Below are 25,636 nucleotides of genomic sequence, written 5' to 3'. Positions count from 1 at the left end.
GGGTGGTCCTTTCGTCACAGTGCTCGACGGTGTGCTCGTCGTGCTGCCGACGGCTCACGATCCTACCCGCTCACCCCAGACAGGTGGGTCCGAGCAGAGACTTGAGGTCACCGAACAGGTCGGCGGACACCTTGACCGGCATCGGCACTTCGAAGACCTTGGCGGTGCCGCCCCGATGCACGCGAAGCACCACCTCGGTGTCACCGTTATGTCGTCGCAGCACCTCCGCCAGCTCCATCATGACGCGCTCCGTGGCGCGCTGCTCAGCGAGCACGAGAGCCAGCGGACCGGCGGCATCGAACGAACCCACGTCCGGTGCGAAAGCCGACTGCGCGTGCAGGTTGAGCCCGTCGTCACGGCGTGAGACGCGCCCGCGCACTGCCAGGATCGCATCCTGCTGCAGCGTGTGCTGGAACTCGGTGTAGGTCTTTCCCATGAACATCACGGTGACCTCGCCGTTGAAGTCCTCGACAGTGATCATGCCGTACGGATTGCCGCTGGCCTTCGCCACCCGGTGCTGCACGCTGGTGACGAGTCCGGCCACCGTCACCTGGTCGCCGTCCTGCAGGTCTTCCGAGTTGTTCAGGTCGTGGATCGAGATCGAGGCGTGCTTGGCGAGCGGCACCTCGAGCCCGGCCAGCGGATGATCCGATACGTAGAGGCCGAGCATCTCGCGCTCGAAGGCGAGCTTGTCCTTCTTGATCCACTCCGGGCGCACGGGCACCTTGGCCGGAGCCGCCTCCTCCATGCCGTCGTAGAGGCTGTCGAAGTCGAACCCGATGGCTCCCTGGGCCTCGTTGCGCTTGCGATCAACGGCCGCCTCGACCGCGTCTTCGTGCACCTCCATGAGCGCACGGCGCGTGTCTCCGAGCGAGTCGAACGCACCGGCCTTGATCAGGGACTCCACCGTGCGTTTGTTCGACACGTGCAGCGGCACCTTGTCGAGGAAGTCGTGGAATGAGGTGAAGCGCTCGTCCTTGCGGGCTTGGACGATGCCCTCGACGACGTTGCTGCCGACGTTGCGAACCGCCCCGAGGCCGAAGCGGATGTCGTCGCCGACGGCGGCGAAGAAGTTGATCGAGTCGGAGACGTCGGGGGGCAGGACCTTGATGCCCATGCGCCGACACTCGTTCAGGTACAGCGCCATCTTGTCCTTGGAGTCGCCGACGCTGGTGAGCAGCGCTGCCATGTACTCGGCGGGATAGTGCGCCTTGAGATACGCAGTCCAGTAGGAGACCAATCCGTACGCGGCGGAGTGCGCTTTGTTGAAGGCGTAGTCGGAGAACGGCAGCAGGATGTCCCACAGCGCCTTGATCGCCGCCTCACCGAAGCCGCGTTCCGTCATCCCGCCTGCGAAGCCCTCGTACTGCTTGTCGAGCTCGGACTTCTTCTTCTTTCCCATCGCTCGACGCAGGATGTCTGCTTGACCGAGGCTGAATCCGGCGACCGCCTGAGCGATCGCCATGACCTGCTCCTGGTAGATGATGAGCCCGTAGGACTCCTCCAGGATCTCCGCGAGCGGAGCTTCAAGCTCGGGATGGATCGGCGTGATCTCCTGGGCGCCGTTCTTTCGCAGGGCGTAGTTGGTGTGGGAGTTCGCGCCCATGGGGCCCGGCCGGTACAGGGCGATGAGGGCCGAGATGTCGCCGAAGTTGTCGGGCTTCATCAGTCGCATGAGCGAGCGCAGCGGCGGGCTGTCGAGCTGGAAGACGCCCAGCGTGTCTCCGCGGGCGAGCAGCTGGTAGACACCCGGGTCATCGAGCCCGAGGTGCTCGAGGTCGAGTTCCTCGCCACGGTTCGTGCGGATGTTGTCGAGCGCGTCAGAGATGATCGTGAGGTTGCGGAGCCCCAGGAAGTCCATCTTGATGAGTCCGAGCGACTCGCACGACGGGTAGTCGAACTGGGTGACGATCTGCCCGTCCTGCTCCCGCCGCATGATCGGGATGATGTCGAGCAGTGGATCGGACGACATGATCACACCAGCAGCGTGCACGCCCCATTGACGCTTCAGTCCTTCGAGGCCGAGCGCGCGGTCGAAGACCGTCTTCGCCTCCGGGTCGGTCTCGATCAGCGCGCGGAACTCGCTCGCCTCCTTGTACCGGGGGTGCGCCGAGTCGAACATGCCGTCCAGCGGCATGTCCTTGCCCATCACGGCAGGCGGCATGGCCTTGGTCAGGCGCTCCCCCATGCTGAACGGGAACCCGAGCACACGGCCCGCGTCTTTCAGCGCCTGCTTCGACTTGATGGTGCCGTACGTGACGATCTGAGCGACGCGCTCCGACCCGTACTTCTCCGTGACGTAGTCGATGACCTCGCCACGACGCCGGTCATCGAAGTCGACGTCGAAGTCGGGCATCGAGACGCGGTCCGGGTTCAGGAACCGCTCGAAGATCAGACCGTGCTCGAGCGGGTCGAGGTCGGTGATCTTCATGGCGTAGGCGACCATGGATCCGGCGCCGGAGCCTCGACCGGGACCGACGCGGATGCCGTTGTCTTTCGCCCAGTTGATGAAGTCGGCGACGACGAGGAAGTACCCGGGGAAGCCCATCTGCAGGATGATGCCGGTCTCGTACTCGGCCTGCTTGCGCACCTTGTCGGGAATGCCGCCGGGGTACCGGTAGTGCAGGCCCGCTTCGACCTCCTTGATGAGCCAGCTGTCTTCGGTCTCGCCATCCGGGACCGGGAAGCGTGGCATGTAGTTCGCCCCGGTGTCGAACTCGACCTCGCAGCGCTCGGCGATCAGCAGCGTGTTGTCGCACGCCTCAGGGTGATCGCGGAACAGCTGCCGCATCTCGGCCGCGGTCTTGATGTAGTAGCCGTCGCCGTCGAACTTGAACCTGTTCGGGTCGTCCATGGTGGACCCCGACTGCACACACAGGAGCGCCTCGTGCGCATCGGCCTCGTGCTGATGCGTGTAGTGCGAGTCGTTGGTGGCGACGAGCGGGATGTTCAGGTCTTTCGCGAGGCGGAGCAGATCGGTCATCACCCGTCGCTCGATGGAGAGTCCGTGGTCCATGATCTCGGCGAAGAAGTTCTCCTTGCCGAAGATGTCCTGGAATTCCGCGGCAGCCGCGCGGGCGGCGTCGTACTGTCCCAGCCGCAGCCGTGTCTGCACCTCGCCCGACGGGCACCCGGTCGTGGCGATGATCCCCTTGCCGTACGTCTGGAGCAGCTCGCGGTCCATGCGGGGCTTGAAGTAGTAGCCCTCCATGCTCGACCGGGAACTGATCCGGAAGAGGTTGTGCATGCCCTCCGTGCTCTGGCTCCACATCGTCATGTGCGTGTACGCACCCGAGCCGGACACGTCGTCGCTCTTCTGATCGGGCGACCCCCATTGCACACGCGTCTTGTCGCTGCGGTGCGTGCCCGGGGTCATGTAGGCCTCGAGACCGATGATGGGCTTGATGCCCGCATTCCGCGCCGCGTTGTAGAACTCGAAGGCCGCGAACGTGTTGCCGTGATCGGTCACCGCGATGGCCGGCATGCCGTATTCGGCGGCCGCCTGGGTCATCGCATTGATCTTCGCCGCACCGTCCAGCATCGAGTACTCGCTGTGCACGTGCAGGTGGACGAAGGAGTCGGATGCCATGCCTTCGAGTCTACGGCGGGGGTCCGACACCGGAGGTCGGCACGGAGCGTCCGGTGCGGGTCTCCGGTGCCCTCCTCGACGGCTTCACGGAGCGCCGAACTCGAGTCGCATCAGCACCCGAGGGAATCCGTCGAGCACCGATCCGGTGTCGGCAGCCTTCGCGAAGCCGGCGCTCTCGAACAGCGCCCGAGTCCCGACGTAGGCCATCGTCAGATTCACCTTCTCCCCGCGGTTGTCGACCGGGTATCCCTCGACAGCCGGGGCGCCCTGCTCTCGCGCGTAGGCGACGGCACCCTCGATCAAGGCATGGGATATCCCTTGCTTCCGGTACCCGGGTCGCACGCGGAAGCACCACAGCGACCACACGTCGAGGTCGTCGACGACGGGGATCAGTCTGTTGCGGGCGAAGCTGGTCTCCCGCCGCGGATGCAGCGCGGCCCACCCGACCGGTTCCTCATCGAGATAAGCGATCACGCCGGGCGGAGGATCCTCGTGGCACAGCTCGCGCACGCGATCGGCACGCGCTGGTCCTTTCAGCGCAAGGTTCTCCTTGCTCCCGATGCGGTAGCTCAGACAGAAGCACACGTTCGAGGTCGGCTTCTTCGGCCCCACCAGCGTCGCGACGTCGTCGAACACGGTCGCGGGGCGAACAACGATGTCCATGCGGACAGTGTCGCGCACGGCGCCGACATCGTGTCGAACGATGGAGCGGCTACTCGCCGCGCAGCACCTCCAGTGCGTGCTGGAAGTCCTCCGGATACGGCGACTCGAACTGCACCCAGTCCCCCGTCGTCGGGTGCACGAACGCCAGCTGATGCGCATGCAGCCACTGCCGGGTGAGTCCCAGTCGCGCGGACATCGTCGGGTCGGCCCCGTACAGCGGATCGCCGACACACGGGTGCCGGTGCGCCGCCATGTGCACGCGGATCTGATGCGTACGTCCCGTCTCGAGGTGGATCTCGAGGAGCGAGGCACCGGGGAACGCCTCGAGTGTCTCGTAGTGCGTGACCGACGGCTTCCCGTCCGGGACGACGGCGAACTTCCACGAGTGGTTCGGGTGACGTCCGATGGGAGCATCGATGGTACCGACCAAGGGGTCCGGATGCCCCTGCACCACCGCGTGGTAGATCTTCTCGACGGTGCGGTCCTTGAAGGCCTGCTTCAGCACCGTGTAGGCATGTTCGCTCTTGGCGACGACCATGAGGCCGCTGGTGCCGACGTCGAGGCGGTGGACGACGCCCTGACGCTCTGCGGCACCACTGGTGGCGATCCTGAACCCGGCCGCGGCGAGGGCGCCGACGACCGTCGGACCTTCCCATCCCAACGAGGGGTGGGCGGCGACGCCGGTCGGCTTGTCGACCACGATGATGTCGTCATCGTCGTAGACGACGCCGAGTTCGGGCACGGCGATCGGAACGATCTTCGGCGCCTCCTTGGGCTGCCATTCCACGTCGAGCCAGCCGCCACCGCGCAGACGGTCGGATTTGTCGAGCGTGACGCCGTCCAGACGCACGCCTCCCGCTGCGGCGACGTCGGCGGCGAACGTGCGGGAGAACCCCATCAGCTTCGCCAGCGCCGCGTCGACGCGAGTGCCGTCGAGCCCATCCGGAACCGGCAGCGACCGGGACTCCACGGTCACCGTCCTCCTGATGCGGGTGCCGCATCCTCCGAGGGCGCGTCGTCATCGGTGGACCGCGACGAGCCTGGCACCTCGGGGACCGTGCCGTCCGCATCCACGGACTCCGCGTCGGTCTCGGTCGCGGACGCGGCGGCGACAGCTGCCGCCTCGGCTTCTTCCTCGGTCTCGACCACCGCATGGTCACGTTCGCGGGTACCGTCGAAGCGCAGCCCGAACACCACGAGCAACGCGACCGAGATCATGCCGGTCACGATGAAGATGTCGGCGACGTTGAAGATCGCCGGCATCATCCACGGCATCGAGATCATGTCGACCACGTGCCCGACGGGGAATCCGGGGTCACGGAACAGTCGGTCGCTGAGGTTGCCGAGCACGCCGCCCAGCAGACACCCGAGGACGACAGCCCACAGCCGCGACTTGAGGCCGAACGCCTTCCAGACGATCACACCGGCGACGACCGCGAGAGCGATCGTGAAGATCCAGGTGACCTCGGAACCTAGCGAGAACGCCGCTCCGGGGTTGCGGACGTAGTACAGCTGAAGGAACTCACCCAGCACCGGAACCGGCTCCTGATACGGAAGGTTCTCGATCGTGAGGTACTTCACAAACTGATCGGCGGCCAGTACGAGCGCTGCGAGAATCGCAACGACCGCACCGGCCGCCGACCGACGAAGGGGACGGCGTCCTGACAAGAGGGCGCCTTACAGACCGATCGCGGAAACGGGCGTGGAGTCCGTGGATGCGGACTTCTCGTCGAGTTCGCGGAGCTGGCCCTCGATGTACCCGCGCAGCTGGGAGCGGTAGTCGCGCTCGAAGTTGCGGAGCTCCGTGATGCGGGCCTCGAGCGTGTTGCGCTCGCGCTCCAGACGGGCCGACTCCTCGCGCTGCTTGGCCTCGGCCTCGGTGCGGATGCGAGCGACCTCGGTCTCGGCCTCGGCGATGAGCGCGTTGCGCTTCGCCTCGCCCTCGGCGACGTGCTCGTCGTGCAGACGCTGCGCGAGCTCGATGATGCCGGCGGTCGCGGTCGCGGAACCGGTCGGAGCAGGCTCTGCGGGAACCTCGGCGACAGGAGCGGGCGCCTCGACGACGGCGGGTGCGGCAGTCTCGGCGGCCGCCGGGGCAGCACCCGACTCGTACGCGGCCAGCTTCGCCTTCAGCTCGGCGTTCTCCTCGAGGGCCTTGCGCCACTCGATGACGATCTCGTCGAGGAAGTCATCCACCTCGTCCGGGTCGAAGCCGTCCTTGAAGCGGACGTGCTGGAACTGCTTGGTGACGACGTCATCCGGGGTAAGTGCCATGGGTGGCTCCTCTTTCGATGAGTTCGATTGCCAGTATCGATGTATGGCGTGGTCGTGATGTGGCGCGAACCCGGGGCGCGCACCTCGGTGCCAGCATAGCCCCCGCACATTGGCGCCGCGATGTCACGACACCCAGAGTGCGTGAACTCGCGGCGGCTTCTCCGCGGGGGCAGCCGCGACGTCAGCGGATGAACAGTCCCACGACGTTCATCAGGATCAGCACGATGAGCAGCGTCAGCGCGAAGCCGAAGTCCAAGGACAGCGACCCGATCCGCAGCGGGGGGATGATCCGCCGGAAGAACCGGATCGGCGGATCGGTCACCGTGTAGACCGCCTCGGCGGCGACCAGGCCGAAGCCTTTCGGACGCCATTCCCGATTGAACATCGGGATGTAGTCGAGGATCAGGCGCGCGAAGAGCACGAAGACGTAGAGCAGCAGCACCAAATGGACGATGCTCGCGAAGACCGAGACCAGCTGCACGGGCTACGACTGGTCGAAGCCCGCAGACTCGGCGTCTGCGTGCGCGATTCCCCCGTGGCCCGACACCGCGATGTTCTCCGGCGAGAGCAGGAAGACCTTCGACGTGACGCGCTCGATGCGGCCGTAGAGGCCGAGGGAGAGCCCGCTCGCGAAGTCGATGAGGCGACGCGCATCGGCGTCGCTCATCTGGGAGAGGTTGATGATGACCGGCACACCCTCGCGGAAGCTCTCCGCGATCAGCTGGGCGTCACGGTACTGCTTCGGGTGGACGGTGAGGATCTCGTTCACGGCTCCTGCAGACGGCTGGCGGACGGCGACGGGACGGCGGAGCGGCGTGACGGGGGCCGGCGCGGGCTCCTCGCGGTCACGATCGCGATCGCGCTCACGGTGGGAGCGGGCAGGAGCCTGCGTCTCCTCCTCGTAGACCTCTTCTTCGTCAGCGAGGCCGAGATACACCATGGTCTTCTTCAGCGGGTTACCCATCGTGTCCTCCGGTTCGAACGTTTGGGGCTGGTCTTTTCACAGGTTAACCCCGGTCGGGGCGGGGTCCGGTGATTGCGGACCCGATCCGTAGGTGTGTCGCGCCGGCGGCGATCGCCTCGACGAAGTCGCCGGTCATCCCCGCGGATACCCACGACGCCGACGGAGCGACCGTGCGGACGCCATCCGCGACCTCACGCAGTCGCGCGAACGCGGAGGCGGGCTCCTCGTCGAGCGGTGCGACGGCCATCACGCCGCGCAGACGCAGAGAGGGCAACGTCAGGACGTGCTCCGCGAGCGCGAGGGCGTCCGCGGGCGCTGCTCCCCCGCGACCGGCGTCATCGGTGAGATTGATCTGCACGAGCACGTCGAGGACATCGTCTCCATCCGCCGCCCGGTGCAGCGCGTCCGCGAATCGGGAGCGATCGACCGAGTGCACGACGTCCGCACTTCTGCGGATCGCGGCCGCCTTGTTGGTCTGCCCCTGACCGATGAAGTGCCAGCGCAGATCGAGCCCCGTGAGCTCCGCTTCCTTCGCGGACAACTCCTGCTGACGGTTCTCCCCCACGTCGCGCACGCCGAGCTGATGCAGGTCCCGGACGAGCGACGCGGGATGGAACTTCGTCACCACGATGCGGGTGATCTCCGCCGCATCTCGACCAGCGGCCTCTGCGGCCGCGGCGATCCGCGCATCGATCGCGGACAGCCGCGCCGCGAGGCCTGACGGCTCCGAAGCGTCGACCGGGGTCGTCACTTCAGGAATTCGGGGATGTCGATGTCGTCGTCCGCGAACGCCGGCTCGATGCTGGTCGTGGGAACCCGCTGCTGCACAGGCTCAGGCTTCGGGGTCTCGTCGGAGGTCTCTGCGTCCTCCGTCAGGGCGACCTCGGGCAGCGACGCCGTCGACGGCCGCGAGACGACCATCGGGTCGAGCCGCAGCGAGGGCTCGCCGCCGTCGAAGCCTGCCGCGATCACCGTCACGCGCACCTCGTCGCCGAGCGTGTCGTCGATGACGGTACCGAAGATGATGTTGGCCTCGGGGTGCGCCGCTTCCTTGACGAGGTCGGCCGCGTCGTGGATCTCGAAGATGCCGAGATTCGATCCACCCTGGATGGAGAGCAGCACGCCGTGCGCACCCTCGATGCTCGCCTCGAGCAGCGGGGACTCGACAGCCAGCTCGGCCGCCTTGATCGCGCGGTCTGCGCCCCGTGCGGAACCGATGCCCATGAGCGCGGACCCCGCCCCCTGCATGACCGACTTCACGTCGGCGAAGTCGAGGTTGATCAGACCCGGCGTCGTGATGAGGTCGGTGATGCCCTGCACACCGGCGAGGAGCACCTGGTCGGCCGTGGCGAACGCCTCGATCATCGAGATGCCGCGGTCGCTGATCTCCAGCAGGCGGTCGTTCGGCACGACGATGAGGGTGTCGACCTCTTCCTTCAGCTTGGCGACGCCCGCCTCCGCCTGGCTCTGGCGGCGGCGACCCTCGAAGGAGAACGGCTTGGTGACGACGCCGATGGTCAGCGCGCCGATCGACTTCGCGATGCGAGCCACGACGGGAGCACCACCGGTGCCGGTTCCGCCACCCTCGCCTGCGGTCACGAAGACCATGTCCGCACCCGTGAGCGCCTGCTCGATCTCTTCCGCGTGGTCCTCGGCGGCGCGACGGCCCACCTCGGGATCGGCACCGGCGCCGAGGCCGCGGGTGAGCTCGCGACCCACGTCGAGCTTCACGTCGGCGTCGCTCATGAGCAGCGCCTGCGCGTCGGTGTTCACGGCGATGAACTCGACTCCTCGGAGACCGAGATCGATCATGCGGTTCACGGCGTTGACGCCGCCACCGCCGACGCCGACGACCTTGATCACGGCGAGGTAGTTCTGGTTCTGGCTCATGGCCGGCCTCCGATTATTCGAGCCTGAAAAGGATGAACCTTAAACCTCAACTAGAGGTGTAAAGTGTTTCCGGGTATTGCGTTCTCTTTGATCGAAGGTAAGCGCCGCCTGCCCGCGCGCCCGCACCGACACGGGCGTGTCGCGCCATTCCCCGTAAAAGCGGTCAGCCGACGACGGCGACGTCGGGTGAAGTGACGTCGATCGACGCCGCACCGGGGTGCGCGGCCATGGTCGCCGACAGCGTGAGCGCCTTCAGCGCCGACTCCTCCGCACTCCCCCAGACGACCGTCAGCCCGCTGTTGAGCGTCAGAGTGACATCGTCCGCAGTCGTCGCGCGGACCCCCGTCAATGCCGCCCGCACGTCGGCGGGCAGCGATCGCACGACGAGACCGGCGCTGCGGAACGCCGCCGAGTCGACGCCGCCGGCGACGTCGATCACCGGCTGTCCGGCCGGCTGATCCGACGTGGTCGACAGAGCGACGCCCGCCGCATCGAACAGCGTGTAGCCCGCGTCGGAGCGGACGACGCCGACCGGCGTGCGCTCGACGATGCGCACCGTCAGGTCGTGCGGCGGACGAGCCTCCAACGAATAGCTCTCAATGAGCGGGAACGCGAGGAGCGCGGCCTTCACCTCGCTCGTGTCGACCAGTGCGAGGGGCGTCCCGAGCTGATCTCCCAGCGCTGCTTCGATCGTCGCCGGGTCGAGGGTCGACGCACCGGACACGGTGATCTTCTCCACCGCGAACAGCGGGCTGTACGCGGCCAGGACACTGCCGCCGATCAGCAGCACCAACGCGCCGATGCTGCTCAGCCACACGATCCTCCGCCTGCGCGACCGCTGCGTGAAGCGACGGATCTCCGCCCGCAGCGCCTTGCGCCTGGCACGTGCCGCGCGCCACACATCCCTGGTCGAGGTCGGCTGCGCATCCTCCGACGAGGTCTCGTCCGCCGCCGCATCGACGGCAGCCGACTCGGGCGTCGTCTCGCGCCCGGACATCTCGTCTTCACGCCGGCGCTGACGACCCTTCGTCGCCGGCGCAGCGTCCTTCTCCCCGGGGTTCTCCGGAGCTGCCGGGAGCGGTGCGGGCCGACGCATGGCTAAGCCGCGTCGGTGTGACGCAGCGACTCCAGGACCTGCGGGATGATCTGGTACACGTTGCCGCAGCCGAGCGTGACGACGAAATCACCCTCACGAGCGACCGAGGCGGTGTAGTCCGCGGCCTCCTGCCAGTCGGCCACGAAGTGCACGTGGGACGGATCGCGGAAGGCCCCGCTCACCAGTTCGCCCGTGACACCGGGAACCGGATCCTCGCGTGCTCCGTACACGTCGAGCATCACGGTGTGATCCGCGAGCTCTTCGAGGACGTCGGCGAACTCCTGGTACATCTGCTGCGTGCGCGAGTACGTGTGCGGCTGCTGGATCGCGATGACCCGGCCGGATCCCGCGATGCCGCGCATCGCCTCGAGAGCCGCCCGTACCTCGGTCGGGTGGTGCGAGTAGTCGTCGTACACCGTGACGCCGCGCTCGACGCCGTGCTGTTCCAGACGCCGCACGGTGCCGGCGAAGCCCTCGACCGCGCGCACGGCATCGGCCAGCGGGTGCCCGAGTGCGCGCAGGACGGCGACCGCGCCGGCAGCGTTGATCGCGTTGTGCACGCCTGGAACGACGAGCTGCATCCGCACGTGCTCGCCGTCGCTGGTGATGGTCGCGGCGACCGGACCGGAGACGTCGATGTCGGTGACCCGCACGTCGGCGCCCTCCGCCTGTCCGAAGGTGATCACGTTGCGGTGGGACAGGCCGGCGCCGACGCGAAGCGCGCCAGGGTCGTCGCTCGATATCACGACCGCCTCCGACGCCGCATCGGCGAACCGCACGAACGCATCGTGGAAGGCCTCGTCGGACCCGAAGTGATCGAGATGATCGGGGTCGACGTTGGTGATCAGCGCGACAGCCGTGTCATACAGCAGGAAGGTACCGTCGGACTCGTCCGCCTCGACGACGAACAGGTCGCCGGTGCCCGTGGCACTCGAGACGCCGAGCTGCTCGATGACGCCGCCGTTGACGAAATGCGGGTCGGCACCGAGGTCGCGCAGCGCGGTCACGATCATGCCGGTGGACGTCGTCTTGCCGTGGGCGCCCGCCACGGAGACGAGCCGCCGCGAGCCGATCAGCCAGTGCAGCGCCTGCGAACGGTGGATCACGGCCAGCCCGCGCTCCTTCGCCAGGACGAACTCGGGGTTCTCCGGCCAGATCGCTCCGGTGTGCACGACCGTGTCGGCGTCGCCGAGGTGCGCGGCATCGTGTCCGACGTGCACCGTCGCCCCTGCAGCGGCCAGCGCGCGAAGGTTGTCGCTGTCGGCGCGATCGCTGCCGGACACGCGGATCCCGGCATCGAGGAACATCTTCGCGAGGCCGCTCATGCCGGACCCGCCGATGCCGATGAAGTGCGCGGAGGTGATCGTCTCGGGAATGGGGAGGGAGAGGTCGGGTCTGATCATGTCCGGTTCAGTCTACTTTTCTTCGGTTCGATTCGACCGCTCAGGCCGCGTCGAGCGCGCGGTCGATCAACGCGATCACGTTGTCGGTGCCATTACGTGTGCCTGCGGTCTCGGCAGCGGCGGCCATGCGGTCGATCCGCTCCCGGTCGCCGAGGAGCGGGATGACGATCCGCCGTACCGCGTCGCCGTCGAACGTCGCGTCATCGAGTAGTTCGGCGGCTCCCGCTGCGACCGCCGACGCGGCATTCAGACGCTGCTCGCCGTTGCCCACCGAATACGGCACGTACAGCGCCGGAATACCCAATGCACTGATCTCGCTCACGGTGGCCGCGCCGGAACGCGAGACGATCAGGTCGGCCAGAGCGAACGCCAGATCCATGCGATCGACGTAACGCCGCAGCGCATACCCCTCGACACCGGGGTCGGTGAGGTCGCTGCGCTCGCCCGTCACATGGAGGAGCTGCCATCCCGCGCCGAGGATGTCCCGCCAGGAGTCGGCGAGGGCCTCGTTGAGCCGCTGAGCGCCCAGTGAGCCGCCGAAGACGAGAAGCACGGGGCGTGTGGCGTCGAGGCCGAAGTACTCGGCCGCCTCTGCGCGGGTCGCCGCACGATCGAGTGCGATCACCTCCTGGCGCAGCGGCATGCCGACGACCTCGCCGCCCCGGAGCGGCGTGCCGTCGAAGGCGACGCCCACCGCGGCGGCACGACGGGCACCGAGCAAATTCGCCAGCCCCGGTTTCGCGTTGGCCTCGTGCACCACGAACGGCACACCCTCCCGGCGCGCAGCCACATAGGCGGGGGCGGACGCGTATCCGCCGAAGCCGACGACGACATCCACGCCGTGTCGACGGATGTGCTCGCGCACCTGGTCGATCGCGCGACGGAAGCGTCCGGGGAAGGCCAGTGCCTGCCGGTTCGGCCGCCGCGGGAAGGGCACCTTGTCGACGATGAGCAGCTCGTAGCCGCGCTCCGGGACCAGACGGGACTCCAGACCCTCAGCGGTGCCGAGGACGAGGACGGAGGCGTCGGCGTCGCGCAAGCGGAGTGCATCGGCGACAGCGAGCAGGGGGTTGACATGGCCGGCGGTGCCACCGCCGGCGAGGAGGTACGAGGTCACCTGGCGACCATACCCCGCTCGGCTGACTGCTTCTCCGCGACCGGGATCGTCCGTGCGAAGGCGAGCAGCACACCGCAGGCGATGAGCACGGCGAGCAGCGCCGTCCCCCCCTGCGACATGAACGGGAGCGGGACACCCATCACCGGGAAGAGACCGATGACGACGCCGACGTTCATGACGGCTTGGCCGACGATCCACACCGTGATCCCGCCCGCAGCGACACGGATGAACGGGTCCGGCGTCTTGCGGATGATGTGGAACGCGCCGATCGTGAAGAACGTGAAGAGGGCGAGCACGACGATGCAGCCGATCAGACCGAGCTCTTCACCCACGATCGCGAAGATGAAGTCGTTGCCCGCGGCGGGCAGCCATCCGTACTTCTCCTGGGAGTTGCCGAGCCCGAGCCCGAAGATGCCGCCGGTGGCCATGCCCCAGATGCCATGGATCGACTGGTAGCAGTCGGTGTAGTAGAGCGACATGTCGTCGCACGTCGCGGTGATGCGCCGCATCCGGTCGTCACTCGACAGCGCGTAGGCGAGCACCGCGATGATGCCCAGCACGAGCGGGATGATGAACAGCCGCAGCTTGACCCCGGAGAAGAAGAGGCATCCGAGCAGGATCAGCACGAGCACCATCGCGGTACCGAGGTCCTTGCCTGCCAGCACGGTCCCGATCGCGAGCGCACCGACCGGGATCACCGGGATGAACACGTGGTGCCAGGTGCCCAGCATCGTGCGCTTGCGCAGCAGCACCGCGGCGATCCACAGGGCGAGCGCGAGCTTGAGGAACTCGGAGGGCTGCAGCGTGAACCCCGCGATGCGCACCCAGTTCCGGTTGCCGCCGTCTTCGATGCCGAGCGGTGTGAACACGAGCATCTGCAGCGCGACGGCACCGAACAACGCCGGCCAGGCCATCTTCTTCAAGAACGCGACCGGCAGGCGGCTGATCAGGAACATCAGCGGGATGCCGAGCAGAGCGAACACCCCCTGGCGGAGCACCCCGTCCAGCGGGTTCTCTCCGCGGGAGACTGCGGTCGCGCTCGTGGCGGAGAGCACCATGACCAGGCCGAAGAGAGTGAGCAGCAGGGCGGTCGAGGCGATGAGCAGGAACTCCGTCGACACCGGCGTGAACCGGCGACCGAGCGAGACCCTGGCTGCGAGACCGCCGGACTCAGAGCGCGGTGGGCGAGACACCTGCGTCATCGGCGCTCCCCCGGTCGATCCACGTCCGCACCGCCTCGGCGAAGCGATGGCCGCGATCCGCATAACTGGAGAACTGGTCGAAGGATGCCGCCGCCGGGGCCAGCAGAACCGTGCCCTCGTCGTCGACGATCCCCGCCGCGATCTCCACGACACGGTTCATGACCTGTCCAGTGTCGCCAGCGTCGACCTCGAACACCGGTACCGTCGGCGCGTGTCGTCGGAATGCCGCCACCACAGCGGCCCGTTCGACACCGATCACCACGGCTGCGCGGGCGGAGGTGCCGACATCGGCGACGAGGTCGGCGATGTCCACGCCCTTCAGATCCCCGCCCACGATCCACACGGCACCGGGATAGGCACGGAGCGACGACGCGGCCGCATGAGGGTTCGTCGCCTTGGAGTCGTCGACCCACGTGATGCCCGCATGCCGGGCGATGACCTGGATCCGGTGCGCGTCGAGGCGGAAGGTCTGCAGTGCCGCGTTGATCGCCTCGGGCTCGACTCCCAGGGAGCGGGCGAGTGCACTCGCGGCGAGGATGTTCTGCACGATGTGCGGTGCTGCCAGTCCGGCGTCATCGAGGTCGGCGAGCGTGGTGAGCTCGAGGGCGCTGCGGGCGCGGTCATCGAGGAACGCCCGATCGACGATCAGTCCTTCCACCACACCGACGTCGCTGGGACCGGGGATGCCGAGATCGAACCCGATCGCTCGGGCGCCGTCGACGACCTCGGCGTCCTCGACCATCCGGCGCGTGGCTTCGTCGGCCTTGTTGTACACGCAGGCGACACGCGTGTTCCGATACACGAGGGCCTTCGCGTCGCGGTAGGCCTGTGCGCTCCCATGCCAGACGAGGTGATCGTCGGCCAGGTTGAGGCATACCGAGGAGTACGGGAAGAGCTCTCCCTCCGGAGCGGACAGCCCCAGGTACCAGAGCTGGTGGCTGGAGAGCTCGACCACGAGAACGTCGAATCCGGCCGGGTCGCGCACGGCGTCGAGCACCGGCACGCCGATGTTGCCGCACGGGGCCGCGCGCAGGCCGCCTTCGACCAGCAGCGTGGCAGTCAGCTGGGTCGTCGTGGTCTTGCCGTTCGTCCCGGTGATGAGCACCCAGTCCGCGGGTGTGCCATCCGCCCGCACGACCTTGTCTCGCACACGCCAGGCGAGTTCGACATCGCCCCAGAGCGCGATGCCGGCGTCCTGCACCCATCGGATGACGGGATGCGACGGCGCGAAGCCGGGCGAGGCGATCACGACCTCGGGGGCGAAGTCGACCAGGGCCGCGGGAACCTCGGAGAGCGGACCGAGGTCGAGCCGGGCACCGATCACGGGCAACAGGCGCTCGTACTCCTCCTCCGCGGACTCGCTGAGCACGAGCACCTCGGCGCCGAGTTCGGTGAGCGTGTCCGCAACCGAGAATCCGGTCATGGAGAGTCCGAGCACGGCGACGCGCAGACCCCTCCAGTCCGAGTTCCAGCTGGTCAGGCCGGCGAGGCGATCAGTCGACACGGGTGAGCCACTCGACGTAGAAGAGTCCGACGGCCGAGACGGCAAGCAGCCCGGCGATGATCCACATACGCACCACGATGGTGACCTCGGACCAGCCGCGCATCTCAAGATGGTGGTGGAAAGGACTCATCAGGAACAGTCGCTTGCCACGGGTGAGCTTGAAGTACCCGCGCTGCAGGATGACCGAACCGGACGACAGCACGAAGACACCGGCGATCACGAGGAGCAGGAGCTCCGTGCGCGTCAGGATGGCCATGGCGGTGATCACGCCACCGATCGCCATGGACCCGACATCGCCCATGAAGACCTTCGCCTTGGGCGCGTTCCACCACAGGAATCCGATGAGGCTCGCGGCGACGGACGCCGCGATGATGGCGAGGTTGAACGGATCGCGCACTTCGTAGCAGCCGTCCACCGCATCGAGTCCGACGCCGATGCACGACTGCTTGAACTGCCAGAAGGCGATCACGCTGTAGGCGCCGACGACGATGACGCCCGCTCCGGCGGCGAGTCCGTCGAGACCGTCCGTGAGGTTCACGCTGTTCGAGGTGGCGACGCCGATGACCGAGATCCACACGAGGTACAGGATCCAGCCGAGGACCACGCCGAACGCGAAGAGGTTGAGCCACGTGATGTCACGGAACAGCGAGATCGCGGAGCTCGCGGGAGTCTGGCCCCACTTGTTGGGGAAGTTCAGCGCGACGACGCCGAAGGGGATCATGACCAGCAGCTGACCGATCACCTTCCGCCATCCGGAGAGGCCGAGGCTGCGCTGACTGCGCACCTTCATGTAGTCGTCGATGAAGCCCACCACGCCGAAGCCGACCATCAGCCAGATCACCAGGAGCGCGGACAGCGCGGGAACCTCGCCGCTCACCAGGACACCCGTGAAGTAGCCGACGATGGAACCGAGGATGAAGATGACACCGCCCATCGTGGGCGTCCCCCGCTTGGCCTCATGGCTCGGGTTGTGCAGCGACTCCGGGGTGCGGATGACCTGCCCCCAGCCCCACTTCCGGAACAGCCGGAGGAAGACGGGGGTCAGGAACAGGGTGAAGGCGAGCGAGATCGCCGCCGACATGATGAGAGATCTCACGAGAACAATTCTCCCAGACGATCGCCGAGATGCCGGAGGCCCACGGAGTTGGATGACTTGACGAGCACACGGTCGCCGTCGCGGAGTTCGGTGCGCAGGTACTCGAACGCCGCGTCCTGATCGGGGAGATGCACGGCCTCGCTGTCCCACGATCCTTCGCCGACGGCCGCGAGATAGAGCCGTCGCGCCTCGGGCCCGACCACGACGATGCGCTGGATGTTGAGGCGCACCGCGAGCAGACCGATCCGATCGTGCTCTTCGCCGGCGCCCTCGCCGAGCTCGGTCATGGCGCCGAGGACGGCCACGGTCCGCTCGTCCGGGCCCGTGATCTGCGCGAGCGTGCGCAGTGCCGCGGCCATCGAGTCGGGACTGGCGTTGTAGGCGTCGTTGATGATCCGGATGCGGTCGTTGCCCAGAGGCTGCATCCGCCAGCGCTCGGCGATCTCCACCGTCTCGAGCCGGGCGATGGCGTCGGCCGGGGCGACGCCGAGGGTGAGCGCCGCCGCGATCGCAGCCAGAGCGTTCGACACATGATGTGCACCGAGCACTCGCAGCCGCAACGGGAGTCGCTCCCCCGCGACCTCGATGATGCAGCTGGTACCGGATGCCGTCACCTCGATGTCCTGCGCCCGCACGTCCGCCGTCGGTCCCTGCCCGAAGCCGATGACGTCCAGCCCGTGGTCTCGAGCGAGCTCCTGCATCGCTGCCACGCGCGGGTCGTCGATGTTGAGCACGGCCGTCCCCGGCACGCGCGCGGCGGCCACGAGCTCCGCCTTCGCCTTCGCGGTCGCCTCGATGCCGCCGAATCCTCCCGCGTGCGCCATCCCGACCATCAGCACGACAGCGAGGTCGGGCTCGACGAGACCGGCGAGGTGGGCGATGCTGCCGGGCGCGGCGGCACCGAACTCGCTCACGAGGAAACGCGTGCTCTCGGTGACGCGGAGCATGGTGACGGGCGCGCCGACCTCGTTGTTGAATGACTTGACGGGCGCGACCGTCTCCCCCTCGTCCTCGAGGATCCGCGCCAGGAAGTTCTTGGTCGTGGTCTTGCCGTTCGACCCGGTGATGCCCACGATCCGGAGATCCCCTCGAGCGCGCACGCGCGCGACGACGTCCTTCGCCAGCAGGCCGAGGGCAGCAACCGCATCCGGCACCACGATCTGGCTGACCGGCACGTCGACGACACGCTCGACGATCGCGAGCACGGCGCCGGCCTCGACCGCCGCACCCACGAAGAGGTGACCGTCGGTGTCGGCCCCGGGCTTCGCGACGAAGATCGCTCCGGGCACCATCGTGCGCGAATCGGTGTCGACGATCCCGTCGACGACGGTCTCCGAGGTGTCTTCTCCGGCAACGCGCAGATCACCGCCGACTGCGGCGGTGATCTCAGCGAGCGTCAGGGCGATCATGTCATCTCCATGCGCGGCTCTCGCCGACTATCCGAACTTGGGGAGGAGCGCGTCCATCGGGACAGTGGACGGCATCACGCGATAGGTCTTCATCACCTGCGTCATCGCCTTCTGGAAGGCGGAAGCGGTGGCCGCGGACGATACAACCTTAGTCGGCTCATCCAGGGTGACCACGACGACGTACTGCGGATCGTCCACCGGGGCGAAGCCCACCATGCTGGTGTAGTAGACGCCCGCCTTGTAGCCGCCGTTGCCGTCGGAGACCTGTGCGGTACCGGTCTTGCTGGTCACACGGTAGCCCGGCACCTGGATGTGGTCGGCGTTGCCACCCTGCACCGCGACATTCTCCAGCATCCGCGTGAGATCGGCCGCCGTCGACTCCTTGATGATCTGCTCGTGCTTCGGGTCGGCGGGGGTCGTGACCGTTCCGTCGGTGGCCGTGCACGACTCGACCAGCGAGAGGTCGATCTTCTCGCCGCCGTTCGCGATCGCCTGGTAGGCACCTGCGAGCTGCGCGGCCGTGACCGTGAAGTACTGACCGAACGTGGTCGTGTAGAGCGACTGGTTGTCCCACTCGCTGACCGGGTGCAGGATCCCGCCGACCTCCGACGGGAAGTCGAGCGTCTTCTGCCCGACACCGAACTTCTGCAGGTAGTCGTACCGCACGTCGGGGCTGACCATCGTGCCGAACTTGGACAGCGCCACGTTCGAGGAGTCGATGAGACCGCCGGCGAGCGTGTACTCGTAGGCGGGGTGGCTGAACGCGTCGTTGATCACGGCGCCGTTGGGGAACTTCTCCCGGGATGCGGCGCTGACCGTGCTCAGCGGCGTCAGTCCGGCACCCTCGATCACGGCGGCGGCGGTGATCGCCTTGAAGGTCGATCCGGGCTCGAAGTCGCGGTGGAAGATCTGGCTCGCACGAGTGTCGGGCGTCGACGCATCGAGGTTGTTGGGGTCGAGCGCCGGCCACTCGGCCGCCGCCCTGATCTTGCCCGTCTTCACCTCCACGACCGTGACGGTGCCGCCCTTGGCGCCCTTCGCCTGAGCTTCTTCGGCGATCATCTGCTGCAGGTACCAGTTGAGGTCGCTGTTGATCGTGAGCTGCACGGAACCGCCGTTCACGGCGTCCACCGTGCGCTCGCTGCCGGGGATGACCACCCCGTCCTTGCCCTTGCGGTAGGTCTCCTGCCCGTCGACGGGCGCGAGACACTTGTCGTCGAGCTGCTCGACACCGGCCTGCGCCTCTCCCGTGTTGTCGAGGAAACCGAGGAGGTTGCCGCCGACGGCCCCGTTCGGGTACACCCGTGTCTCGCGGGCAGGCATGCTCAGGTACGAGGACAGACCGAGCTTGCGCAGCTCGATGTACTGCTCCGTGTTGAGTCCGCGCTTGAGCTCGACGTACTGGCTGTCCGGGTTCGCGGCGAGTGCGTCGGACACGAGCTTGCGCACCTCATCGCCGGTCTGGCCCGTGATCGCCGCGATCTTCTCGGACGCTTCCGCCCACGGCAGCTTCGGCTTCTTCTCCTCCACGACCATGATCACCTTCGGGCTGAGCTGCGCGTCGTAGACCATCACGCTGGAGGCGAGCACCGTGCCGTCGGCGTCGACGATCTCACCGCGCTGACCGGGGATCGAGGAGCCGGCACCGATGTGCTGGAGCGATTCCGACACATGCTCGTCGGCGCTCACCACCTGGATGTCGACCAGTCGCACGACGAATGCCGCCAGCACGCACAGGATGACGGCGAGGGCGACGACGGTGCGTCGCCGCGGCCCGCGGGTGGCTCGAGTCGTCATGGGATCTCTCCGTCGATCGTGTGTGGGGTCAATGCGTGGTGGGGCTGGGGAGTCCGTCGGTGATCGCCGGCGGAAGATCCTGGACCGGCTGTTCCGTCGCGCCCTCTTCGGTCTCGGTCGCCGGAGGCGGCGTCGCGACGATCAGTGCGTTGCTCACAGCCCCGACGCCATCGGGATTGACCGTGGACGTCCAGTCCGCGCCCGCGCCGGTGCCGAACACCGCCCCGTCGCTGAGGCGCAGATAGGAGGGCGAACCCGCCACGACCATGCCAAGTCCGGCCGCGTTGCTCGCGAGCAGTTGCGGCGAGCTGAGGCCGGTGAGCTCCTCCTGCAGTGCGTGGGTCTGCAGGTTCAGTTCACGTTGCTGCGAGGAGAGGCTGGCGAGGGTGAAGGAGTCCTGGGTGATCGCGAGAGACAGCGCGACCTGAGCCGCACCGATCGCCAACGCGCCGCCCAGGGCGACGAGCGCGTACGCGAGCTTGGGCTTGCGACGCGATGCCGGGCGGGTGACGGGCTGGAGCGTGCGCTGTGGCGTGCGAGCGGGGACGACCGGCTGCGCCGGCTTGCGGACGACGGCGTTCGCACTCATGCGCTCTCCCGCTGCTTCTCGGCGGCTCGCAGCCGCACCGGGATGGCCCGGGGATTGCGTGCTCGTTCGTCTTCGGAGGCGAGTTCCGCGCCCTTGGTCAGGATCCGGAATCGCGGAGCGTGCTCCGGCAGCTCGACGGGCAGCCCCGCGGGTGCGGTCGACGCGGCTGCCGCGGCGAACGCCTGCTTGACCAGTCGATCTTCGAGCGACTGGTAAGACATCACGACGATGCGACCACCGACGGCGAGAGCGTCCATGGCGGCGGGGATCGCGTCGGCGAGGACGTTGAGTTCGGTGTTGACCTCGATGCGCAGCGCCTGGAACACGCGCTTGGCGGGATGGCCGGCGCGCTGGGCCGCGGCGGGTGTGGCCGCGATGAGGATCTCCACGAGCTCCTCGGACCGGGTGATCGGCTGCTTCTGCCGCGCATCGATGATGAAGCGCGCGTAGCGACCCGCGAGCTTCTCCTCGCCATACCTCTCGAAGATCCGGCGCAGGTTGCCTTCGCTGTAGGTGGCGATCACATCGGCTGCCGTGATGCCCTTGGTCTGGTCCATGCGCATGTCCAGCGGAGCATCCTTGGAGTACGCGAAGCCGCGGTCTGCTTCGTCGAGCTGCAGCGAGGAGACGCCGAGGTCGAAGAGGATCCCGGCGGCCCCCTGGGCGTGCAACCCGATCTCGTCGTAGACGGTGTGCACCAGCGTCACGCGGTCCTTGAAGCGGGCGAGCCGCTCCCCCGCGATGCGCAGCGCGTCGGTGTCGCGGTCGAGACCGATCAGCCGGATGTTCGGGAAGCGTTCGAGCAGGGCCTCGGAGTGGCCGCCCATGCCGAGAGTGGCATCGACGAGCACCGCTCCGTCCTCCTGGAGGGCGGGAGCGAGCAGTTCGACGCAGCGGTCGAGCAGGACGGGGGTGTGGATGTCTCGGAGGTTCATGATCTTTCTCGGGGTGACCTTCGGCTCTGATCCCCCTCCGCTTCTCGACCCGGCACCGGGGAAGTGTGTCGGGGCGGGAGCGGCGGGGCATCACAGCCGTGGTCAGAAGAGTCCCGGGATCACCTCCTGCTCGAGATCGGAGTAGGACTCCTCACCGGCGGCGAGGTAGGCGTTCCAGCTCTCGGCATCCCAGATCTCGGCGTGGGCGCCGACTCCGGTGACGATGAGCTCCTTCTGCAGTCCTGCGTACTGACGAAGGTGCGCGGGGATGGTGATGCGGTTCTGGCTGTCTGGCATCTCCGCACTCGCACCGGAGAGGAACAGGCGCATGAAGTCACGCGCCTGCTTGTTGGCGAGCGGGGCCTGGCGGATCCGCTCGTGCATCGCCTCGAACTCGGCCGTGCTGAACACGTAGAGGCAGCGCTCCTGACCTCGCGTGACGACGATGCCGCCGCCGAGGTCCTCGCGGAACTTCGCAGGAAGGATGACCCGTCCTTTGTCGTCCAGCTTCGGTGAGTGCGTACCCAGCAACATCGGCCATCACCCCCTCTGCGTCCGGCCAACTCGAGGTGCGCCCCACTTTACTCCACTTTCCTCCACATTCCTACGATCAATCCGCCGATCACCTCTCGCTATCGCGCCGGGTACGCCGAGTAACCGCGGGATTCCGCGGTGGAGGAGAGTGGAGGCTCAGTGGAGGGCGAGTGGCGGCTCTGCGCGTCGCGCGACAACAAAAGAAGCCCGGATGCTCAGCATCCGGGCTTCAGTGGTGAAGTCTTCGAAGAGGGTCAGTGACCGTCCTGGCGGCGGTCCCAGCGGTCGTTCATGCGATCCATGAACGACGCGGAGTCGGGCCGCCTCGAGCTGGATCGCTCTCGCGTCTCGGTCGGACTGGTCCTCCGGACCGGGGTGACGGCGACCATCACACCGGCGAGCATCGCAGCGAACCCGATGACACCGACCACGATGCCCCAGACATCGCCGAGGATGACCCCGGCGACGAGCCCCCCGACACCGGCGAGGAGCAGGAGTGCTCCGTAGACCAGATTTCGGTAGCTCAATGCGCGATCGCCGGACGGCGCGGTCACGACGTCGGCATCATTGTGAAGGAGATGGCGTTCCATCTCGTCGAGCAGACGCTGCTCCTGTTCGGAGAGTGGCATTTCGTCCCCCTCGGGTATCGTGCCATTCATTCTACGCGCGCCAGGGGGCCCGGGGCTAGCAGTTCGAGGTGCCCTTGCTTTACGTATGCTGGGAGTCGTGCCGCCCTCCTCCCCCGTGCCCGACGCCGTCGCCGCGCACCTCGACCTCTTCCTCGGACGGATGCGCGATGAAGCGTCCGAGTACGGACCGGATGCGGCATCGTTCCTCGATGCCGCCGCCGGCACGCTCGACGGCGGCAAGAGGCTGCGCGCGCGTTTCTGCCACGCCGGATGGCGTGCGGTCGCCCGCTTCCACGATCGCACCGCGACCGAGACGGATGCGCTCTGGAACGTCTGCTCCGCACTCGAGATCTTCCAGTCGGCAGCCCTCGTCCACGACGACCTGATCGACAACTCCGACACCCGTCGCGGCCGGCCGGCCGCGCATCGCGCGCTCGAGGCGTCTCACCGCGCTGCGGGATGGTCGGGCGATGCCGACTCGTTCGGACGTGCTTCCGCCATCCTGCTCGGAGACCTCCTCGTCGCGTGGAGCGATGACCTCCTCGAATCTGCCCTGGATGGCCACCCTCATGCTCGCGCCGTGCGCACCGAGTACGCGCGGATGCGACGGGACGTGACAACGGGACAGTTCCTCGACATCGCCGAGGAGTCCGCGTGGAGCGTCAACGACGGCGCGACCCACGCTGACCGCGCGCTGCGCGTGGCATCGATGAAGTCCGCGCGATACAGCATCGAACAGCCGCTCGTCCTGGGAGGGGCCTTGAGCGGCGCCGATGCGGATCAGCTCGCGGCGCTCCGTCGCTTCGGCCATCCCCTCGGCATGGCGTTCCAGCTTCGCGATGACGTGCTCGGTGTGTTCGGCGACGCGTCCGTCACGGGGAAGCCCGCGGGAGACGATCTCCGGGAGGGGAAGCGCACAGTGCTCGTCGCGCTCACCCGGCAGACTCTGGATCCCTCCGCGAGGAATCTCCTGGACGAGATGCTCGGCGACCCCGAGCTGACACCGCAGCAGGTGTCGTCGCTCCAGGCGACGATCACCGATTCGGGCGCGTTGGATCAGGTGGAGACCCTGATCGCCGACTATGCGCGTGACGCGGATCGCGCCCTGTCCGGCGCTCGACTCGACAACGCGGCCGTCGGCGAGCTCCGCGAACTCGCACGCGCAGCGACCGTGCGCTCCGCCTGAGATCGAGCGCCGCTCAGGCCAGAGTGCGGGCCAGGCGACGGACGGCGCTCTTGTGCCCGGCGAGCAGTGCATCGATCGGCGAACGACCCAGCGACTCCTCTTCCTCGAAGAGCCAGTCGATGAGTTCATCGTCCTCGAAGCCGGCATCCTGCAGAACGATGATGGTTCCACGCAGAGAGCTCAGCGGATGTCCGTCGACGATGAAGGCAGCGGGGACCGCGAAGACGCCGCTGCGGCGCGAACCGACCAGGTAGTGCTCGTCGATCAAGCGGCGGACACGCCCGAGGGGCACATCCAGGGCCTCGACGAGATCGGGCATCGTCAACCACTCGACAGCAGCAGCAGGGGTTCCAGCAACGTTCTCAGACACGTTGCCCACTATCTCACCTCTGCAGTAGCCGCGCATGTCGACCCACCAGTCACACTGTTCACTTGCGTCACTTCTGTTGACTTCTATATACATCCGTGTCAGCGTGAAGTGCTCGAAAAGGGGGCCCGCCTTGACTTTCAAGACCGCCACACGACGAACACGACACCTGCGACTGGGTGTACCCGCTGCGGTGCTCGGCACACTGGCCACCACACTCGTGTCCGCACCGGCCGAAGCTGCCACGCCGGACACGACTGCTGTCGAACGGCTGCGGGTCACGCCGACACGAGTCGTCCCCACCCAGGCAGCTCCGGCCAGCTACGTGGTGCAGCCGGGAGACACCATCTCGGCGATCGCGTCGCGGTTCGGCCTGAACACGGTCGACGTCTTGACCTGGAACGGGCTCTCCTGGCGCTCGGTGATCTACCCCGGGCAGACCCTCACGCTGCAGGCGACGATTACCGCCGCCCCGGCCGCGGCGCCCGCGGCAGCGCCGGTATCGGCCACGCACCAGGTCGTCGCAGGCGACACGGTGTTCGCGATCGCCCAGAAGTATGCGACCACGGTGGATGCCGTGCTGTCGGCGAACGGCCTCACTCGCGCCTCGGTCATCTATCCGGGCCAGACCCTCGTCGTGAGCGGACCCGGCGCGCCGGCTCCGGCGGCGGCTCCGGCCGTGGCGCCAGCGCCCGCACCTGTGGCCGCCGCGACATACGCCGTCGTCGCAGGCGACACGATCTTCGGCATCGCGCAGAAGCACGGCACGACGACGCAGGCGCTGTTCGCGGCGAACGGTCTCGGCCCCACATCGATCATCTACCCCGGCCAGACCCTCGTGATCAGCGGATCCCCCGCAGCGCAGACACCGGCTCCTGCTCCTGCGCCAGCCGCGACCGCCGGCGCGCTGTCCGCGTCGCTCACCGCGGAGCAGGCGGGGAATGCCGCACTCATCATCCGCATCGGCCGCGAACTCGGCGTCTCGGATCGCGCGATCGCCATCGCACTCGCCACCGGCATGGTGGAGTCGAGCTTGCGCAACCTCGACTGGGGCGACCGCGATTCGCTCGGCCTCTTCCAGCAGCGCCCGAGCACGGGCTGGGGGACACCCGCGCAGATCCTCGACGCCGACCGCAGCACCCGCGTGTTCTACGGCGGTCAGAACGACCCGAACGGCCGGGCCACGCGCGGCCTGCTCGACATCCCCGGCTGGGAGAGCATGCCCTTCACTGCAGCAGCCCAGGCCGTGCAGATCTCGGCTTACCCGGACAAGTACGGCCAATGGGAGACGCAAGCCTATGCCTGGCTCGCGCTCTACGGGTGACGACATCCGGGAAAACCCGCAGGCCCGAGGGGTGAGGCGCTCCCCTGTCTTTCAGGCAGTTCTCCATA

The 25,636-nt window shown here is 67.6% G+C and carries 24 protein-coding genes; 2 read left to right on the top strand and 22 right to left on the bottom strand.

Annotated features, from left to right (window positions below; genetic code table 11):
* Positions 1 to 70: 70 nt before the first annotated feature.
* The 21 genes from dnaE to WFM69_RS16455 form a co-directional block, all read right to left on the bottom strand.
* The gene (dnaE, locus tag WFM69_RS16555; protein ID WP_337006630.1) at positions 71 to 3,589 is read right to left on the bottom strand and encodes a DNA polymerase III subunit alpha; all 3,519 of its coding nucleotides are present in this window, start codon (positions 3,587 to 3,589) and stop codon (positions 71 to 73) included.
* Positions 3,590 to 3,673: 84 nt separating this feature from the next.
* Positions 3,674 to 4,252, bottom strand: a complete 579-nt coding sequence (locus WFM69_RS16550) for a GNAT family N-acetyltransferase (RefSeq protein WP_337006628.1) — start codon at positions 4,250 to 4,252, stop codon at positions 3,674 to 3,676.
* 49 nt (positions 4,253 to 4,301) lie between these two features.
* On the bottom strand, positions 4,302 to 5,222 hold the full coding sequence (locus WFM69_RS16545) for an RluA family pseudouridine synthase (RefSeq protein WP_337006676.1): 921 nt from the start codon (positions 5,220 to 5,222) through the stop codon (positions 4,302 to 4,304).
* Between the two features lie 2 nt (positions 5,223 to 5,224).
* A complete protein-coding gene (gene lspA / locus WFM69_RS16540) occupies positions 5,225 to 5,920 on the bottom strand; it encodes a signal peptidase II (protein WP_442928439.1) in 696 nt (231 codons plus the stop codon).
* Between the two features lie 9 nt (positions 5,921 to 5,929).
* Positions 5,930 to 6,526 carry a DivIVA domain-containing protein gene (locus WFM69_RS16535; RefSeq protein WP_337006626.1) on the bottom strand — a complete coding sequence of 199 codons (597 nt, stop codon included), beginning with the start codon at positions 6,524 to 6,526 and terminating at the stop codon, positions 5,930 to 5,932.
* 181 nt (positions 6,527 to 6,707) lie between these two features.
* Positions 6,708 to 7,007 carry a YggT family protein gene (locus tag WFM69_RS16530; protein WP_337006624.1) on the bottom strand — a complete coding sequence of 100 codons (300 nt, stop codon included), beginning with the start codon at positions 7,005 to 7,007 and terminating at the stop codon, positions 6,708 to 6,710.
* A 3-nt stretch (positions 7,008 to 7,010) separates the two neighbouring features.
* On the bottom strand, positions 7,011 to 7,490 hold the full coding sequence (locus tag WFM69_RS16525) for a cell division protein SepF (RefSeq protein ID WP_337006622.1): 480 nt from the start codon (positions 7,488 to 7,490) through the stop codon (positions 7,011 to 7,013).
* Between the two features lie 43 nt (positions 7,491 to 7,533).
* Complete coding sequence (locus WFM69_RS16520) at positions 7,534 to 8,241, bottom strand: YggS family pyridoxal phosphate-dependent enzyme (RefSeq protein ID WP_337006620.1); 708 nt, start codon at positions 8,239 to 8,241, stop codon at positions 7,534 to 7,536.
* Positions 8,238 to 9,380 (bottom strand): cell division protein FtsZ, encoded by a 1,143-nt coding sequence (ftsZ, locus tag WFM69_RS16515; RefSeq protein WP_337006618.1) that lies wholly within the window; start codon positions 9,378 to 9,380, stop codon positions 8,238 to 8,240. Before ftsZ ends, WFM69_RS16520 begins: the two co-directional genes overlap by 4 nt.
* A 163-nt stretch (positions 9,381 to 9,543) precedes the next feature.
* The gene (locus WFM69_RS16510; RefSeq protein ID WP_337006616.1) at positions 9,544 to 10,476 is read right to left on the bottom strand and encodes an FtsQ-type POTRA domain-containing protein; all 933 of its coding nucleotides are present in this window, start codon (positions 10,474 to 10,476) and stop codon (positions 9,544 to 9,546) included.
* 2 nt (positions 10,477 to 10,478) lie between these two features.
* Positions 10,479 to 11,879 (bottom strand): UDP-N-acetylmuramate--L-alanine ligase, encoded by a 1,401-nt coding sequence (gene murC, locus WFM69_RS16505; protein WP_337006614.1) that lies wholly within the window; start codon positions 11,877 to 11,879, stop codon positions 10,479 to 10,481.
* A 40-nt stretch (positions 11,880 to 11,919) separates the two neighbouring features.
* Positions 11,920 to 12,996 carry a UDP-N-acetylglucosamine--N-acetylmuramyl-(pentapeptide) pyrophosphoryl-undecaprenol N-acetylglucosamine transferase gene (locus tag WFM69_RS16500; protein WP_337006612.1) on the bottom strand — a complete coding sequence of 359 codons (1,077 nt, stop codon included), beginning with the start codon at positions 12,994 to 12,996 and terminating at the stop codon, positions 11,920 to 11,922.
* Positions 12,993 to 14,198, bottom strand: a complete 1,206-nt coding sequence (gene ftsW / locus WFM69_RS16495; protein WP_337006610.1) for a putative lipid II flippase FtsW — start codon at positions 14,196 to 14,198, stop codon at positions 12,993 to 12,995. Before ftsW ends, WFM69_RS16500 begins: the two co-directional genes overlap by 4 nt.
* On the bottom strand, positions 14,167 to 15,702 hold the full coding sequence (gene murD, locus WFM69_RS16490) for a UDP-N-acetylmuramoyl-L-alanine--D-glutamate ligase (protein ID WP_337006608.1): 1,536 nt from the start codon (positions 15,700 to 15,702) through the stop codon (positions 14,167 to 14,169). The genes ftsW and murD overlap by 32 nt, the downstream gene beginning before the upstream one ends.
* A complete protein-coding gene (gene mraY / locus WFM69_RS16485; protein WP_337006606.1) occupies positions 15,692 to 16,798 on the bottom strand; it encodes a phospho-N-acetylmuramoyl-pentapeptide-transferase in 1,107 nt (368 codons plus the stop codon). The genes murD and mraY overlap by 11 nt, the downstream gene beginning before the upstream one ends.
* A complete protein-coding gene (locus tag WFM69_RS16480; protein WP_337006604.1) occupies positions 16,795 to 18,207 on the bottom strand; it encodes a UDP-N-acetylmuramoyl-tripeptide--D-alanyl-D-alanine ligase in 1,413 nt (470 codons plus the stop codon). Before WFM69_RS16480 ends, mraY begins: the two co-directional genes overlap by 4 nt.
* A 27-nt stretch (positions 18,208 to 18,234) precedes the next feature.
* On the bottom strand, positions 18,235 to 20,004 hold the full coding sequence (locus tag WFM69_RS16475) for a peptidoglycan D,D-transpeptidase FtsI family protein (RefSeq protein ID WP_337006602.1): 1,770 nt from the start codon (positions 20,002 to 20,004) through the stop codon (positions 18,235 to 18,237).
* A gap of 28 nt (positions 20,005 to 20,032) precedes the next feature.
* The gene (locus WFM69_RS16470) at positions 20,033 to 20,593 is read right to left on the bottom strand and encodes a hypothetical protein (protein WP_337006600.1); all 561 of its coding nucleotides are present in this window, start codon (positions 20,591 to 20,593) and stop codon (positions 20,033 to 20,035) included.
* Positions 20,590 to 21,528 (bottom strand): 16S rRNA (cytosine(1402)-N(4))-methyltransferase RsmH, encoded by a 939-nt coding sequence (rsmH, locus tag WFM69_RS16465; RefSeq protein ID WP_337006598.1) that lies wholly within the window; start codon positions 21,526 to 21,528, stop codon positions 20,590 to 20,592. Before rsmH ends, WFM69_RS16470 begins: the two co-directional genes overlap by 4 nt.
* A gap of 102 nt (positions 21,529 to 21,630) precedes the next feature.
* Complete coding sequence (gene mraZ / locus WFM69_RS16460; protein WP_337006596.1) at positions 21,631 to 22,062, bottom strand: division/cell wall cluster transcriptional repressor MraZ; 432 nt, start codon at positions 22,060 to 22,062, stop codon at positions 21,631 to 21,633.
* Between the two features lie 254 nt (positions 22,063 to 22,316).
* Positions 22,317 to 22,691, bottom strand: coding sequence for a DUF3040 domain-containing protein (locus tag WFM69_RS16455; RefSeq protein WP_337006595.1), 375 nt, complete (start codon positions 22,689 to 22,691; stop codon positions 22,317 to 22,319).
* A 97-nt stretch (positions 22,692 to 22,788) separates the two neighbouring features.
* Here WFM69_RS16455 and WFM69_RS16450 point away from each other — a divergent pair, with 97 nt between their 5' ends.
* Positions 22,789 to 23,877 carry a polyprenyl synthetase family protein gene (locus tag WFM69_RS16450; protein ID WP_337006593.1) on the top strand — a complete coding sequence of 363 codons (1,089 nt, stop codon included), beginning with the start codon at positions 22,789 to 22,791 and terminating at the stop codon, positions 23,875 to 23,877.
* Between the two features lie 13 nt (positions 23,878 to 23,890).
* On the opposite strand, the gene WFM69_RS16445 is transcribed toward WFM69_RS16450, so the two are convergent.
* The gene (locus WFM69_RS16445; RefSeq protein ID WP_337006591.1) at positions 23,891 to 24,256 is read right to left on the bottom strand and encodes an Rv2175c family DNA-binding protein; all 366 of its coding nucleotides are present in this window, start codon (positions 24,254 to 24,256) and stop codon (positions 23,891 to 23,893) included.
* A gap of 121 nt (positions 24,257 to 24,377) precedes the next feature.
* Here WFM69_RS16445 and WFM69_RS16440 point away from each other — a divergent pair, with 121 nt between their 5' ends.
* Positions 24,378 to 25,568 (top strand): lytic transglycosylase, encoded by a 1,191-nt coding sequence (locus tag WFM69_RS16440; RefSeq protein WP_337006589.1) that lies wholly within the window; start codon positions 24,378 to 24,380, stop codon positions 25,566 to 25,568.
* Positions 25,569 to 25,636 lie beyond the last annotated feature (68 nt).

This window comes from Microbacterium sp. LB12, assembly GCF_037150835.1.
Classification (GTDB): domain Bacteria; phylum Actinomycetota; class Actinomycetes; order Actinomycetales; family Microbacteriaceae; genus Microbacterium.
The sequence above is the reverse complement of the archived record's forward strand: the minus strand, read 5'-3'. Positions and strand labels throughout refer to the sequence as shown.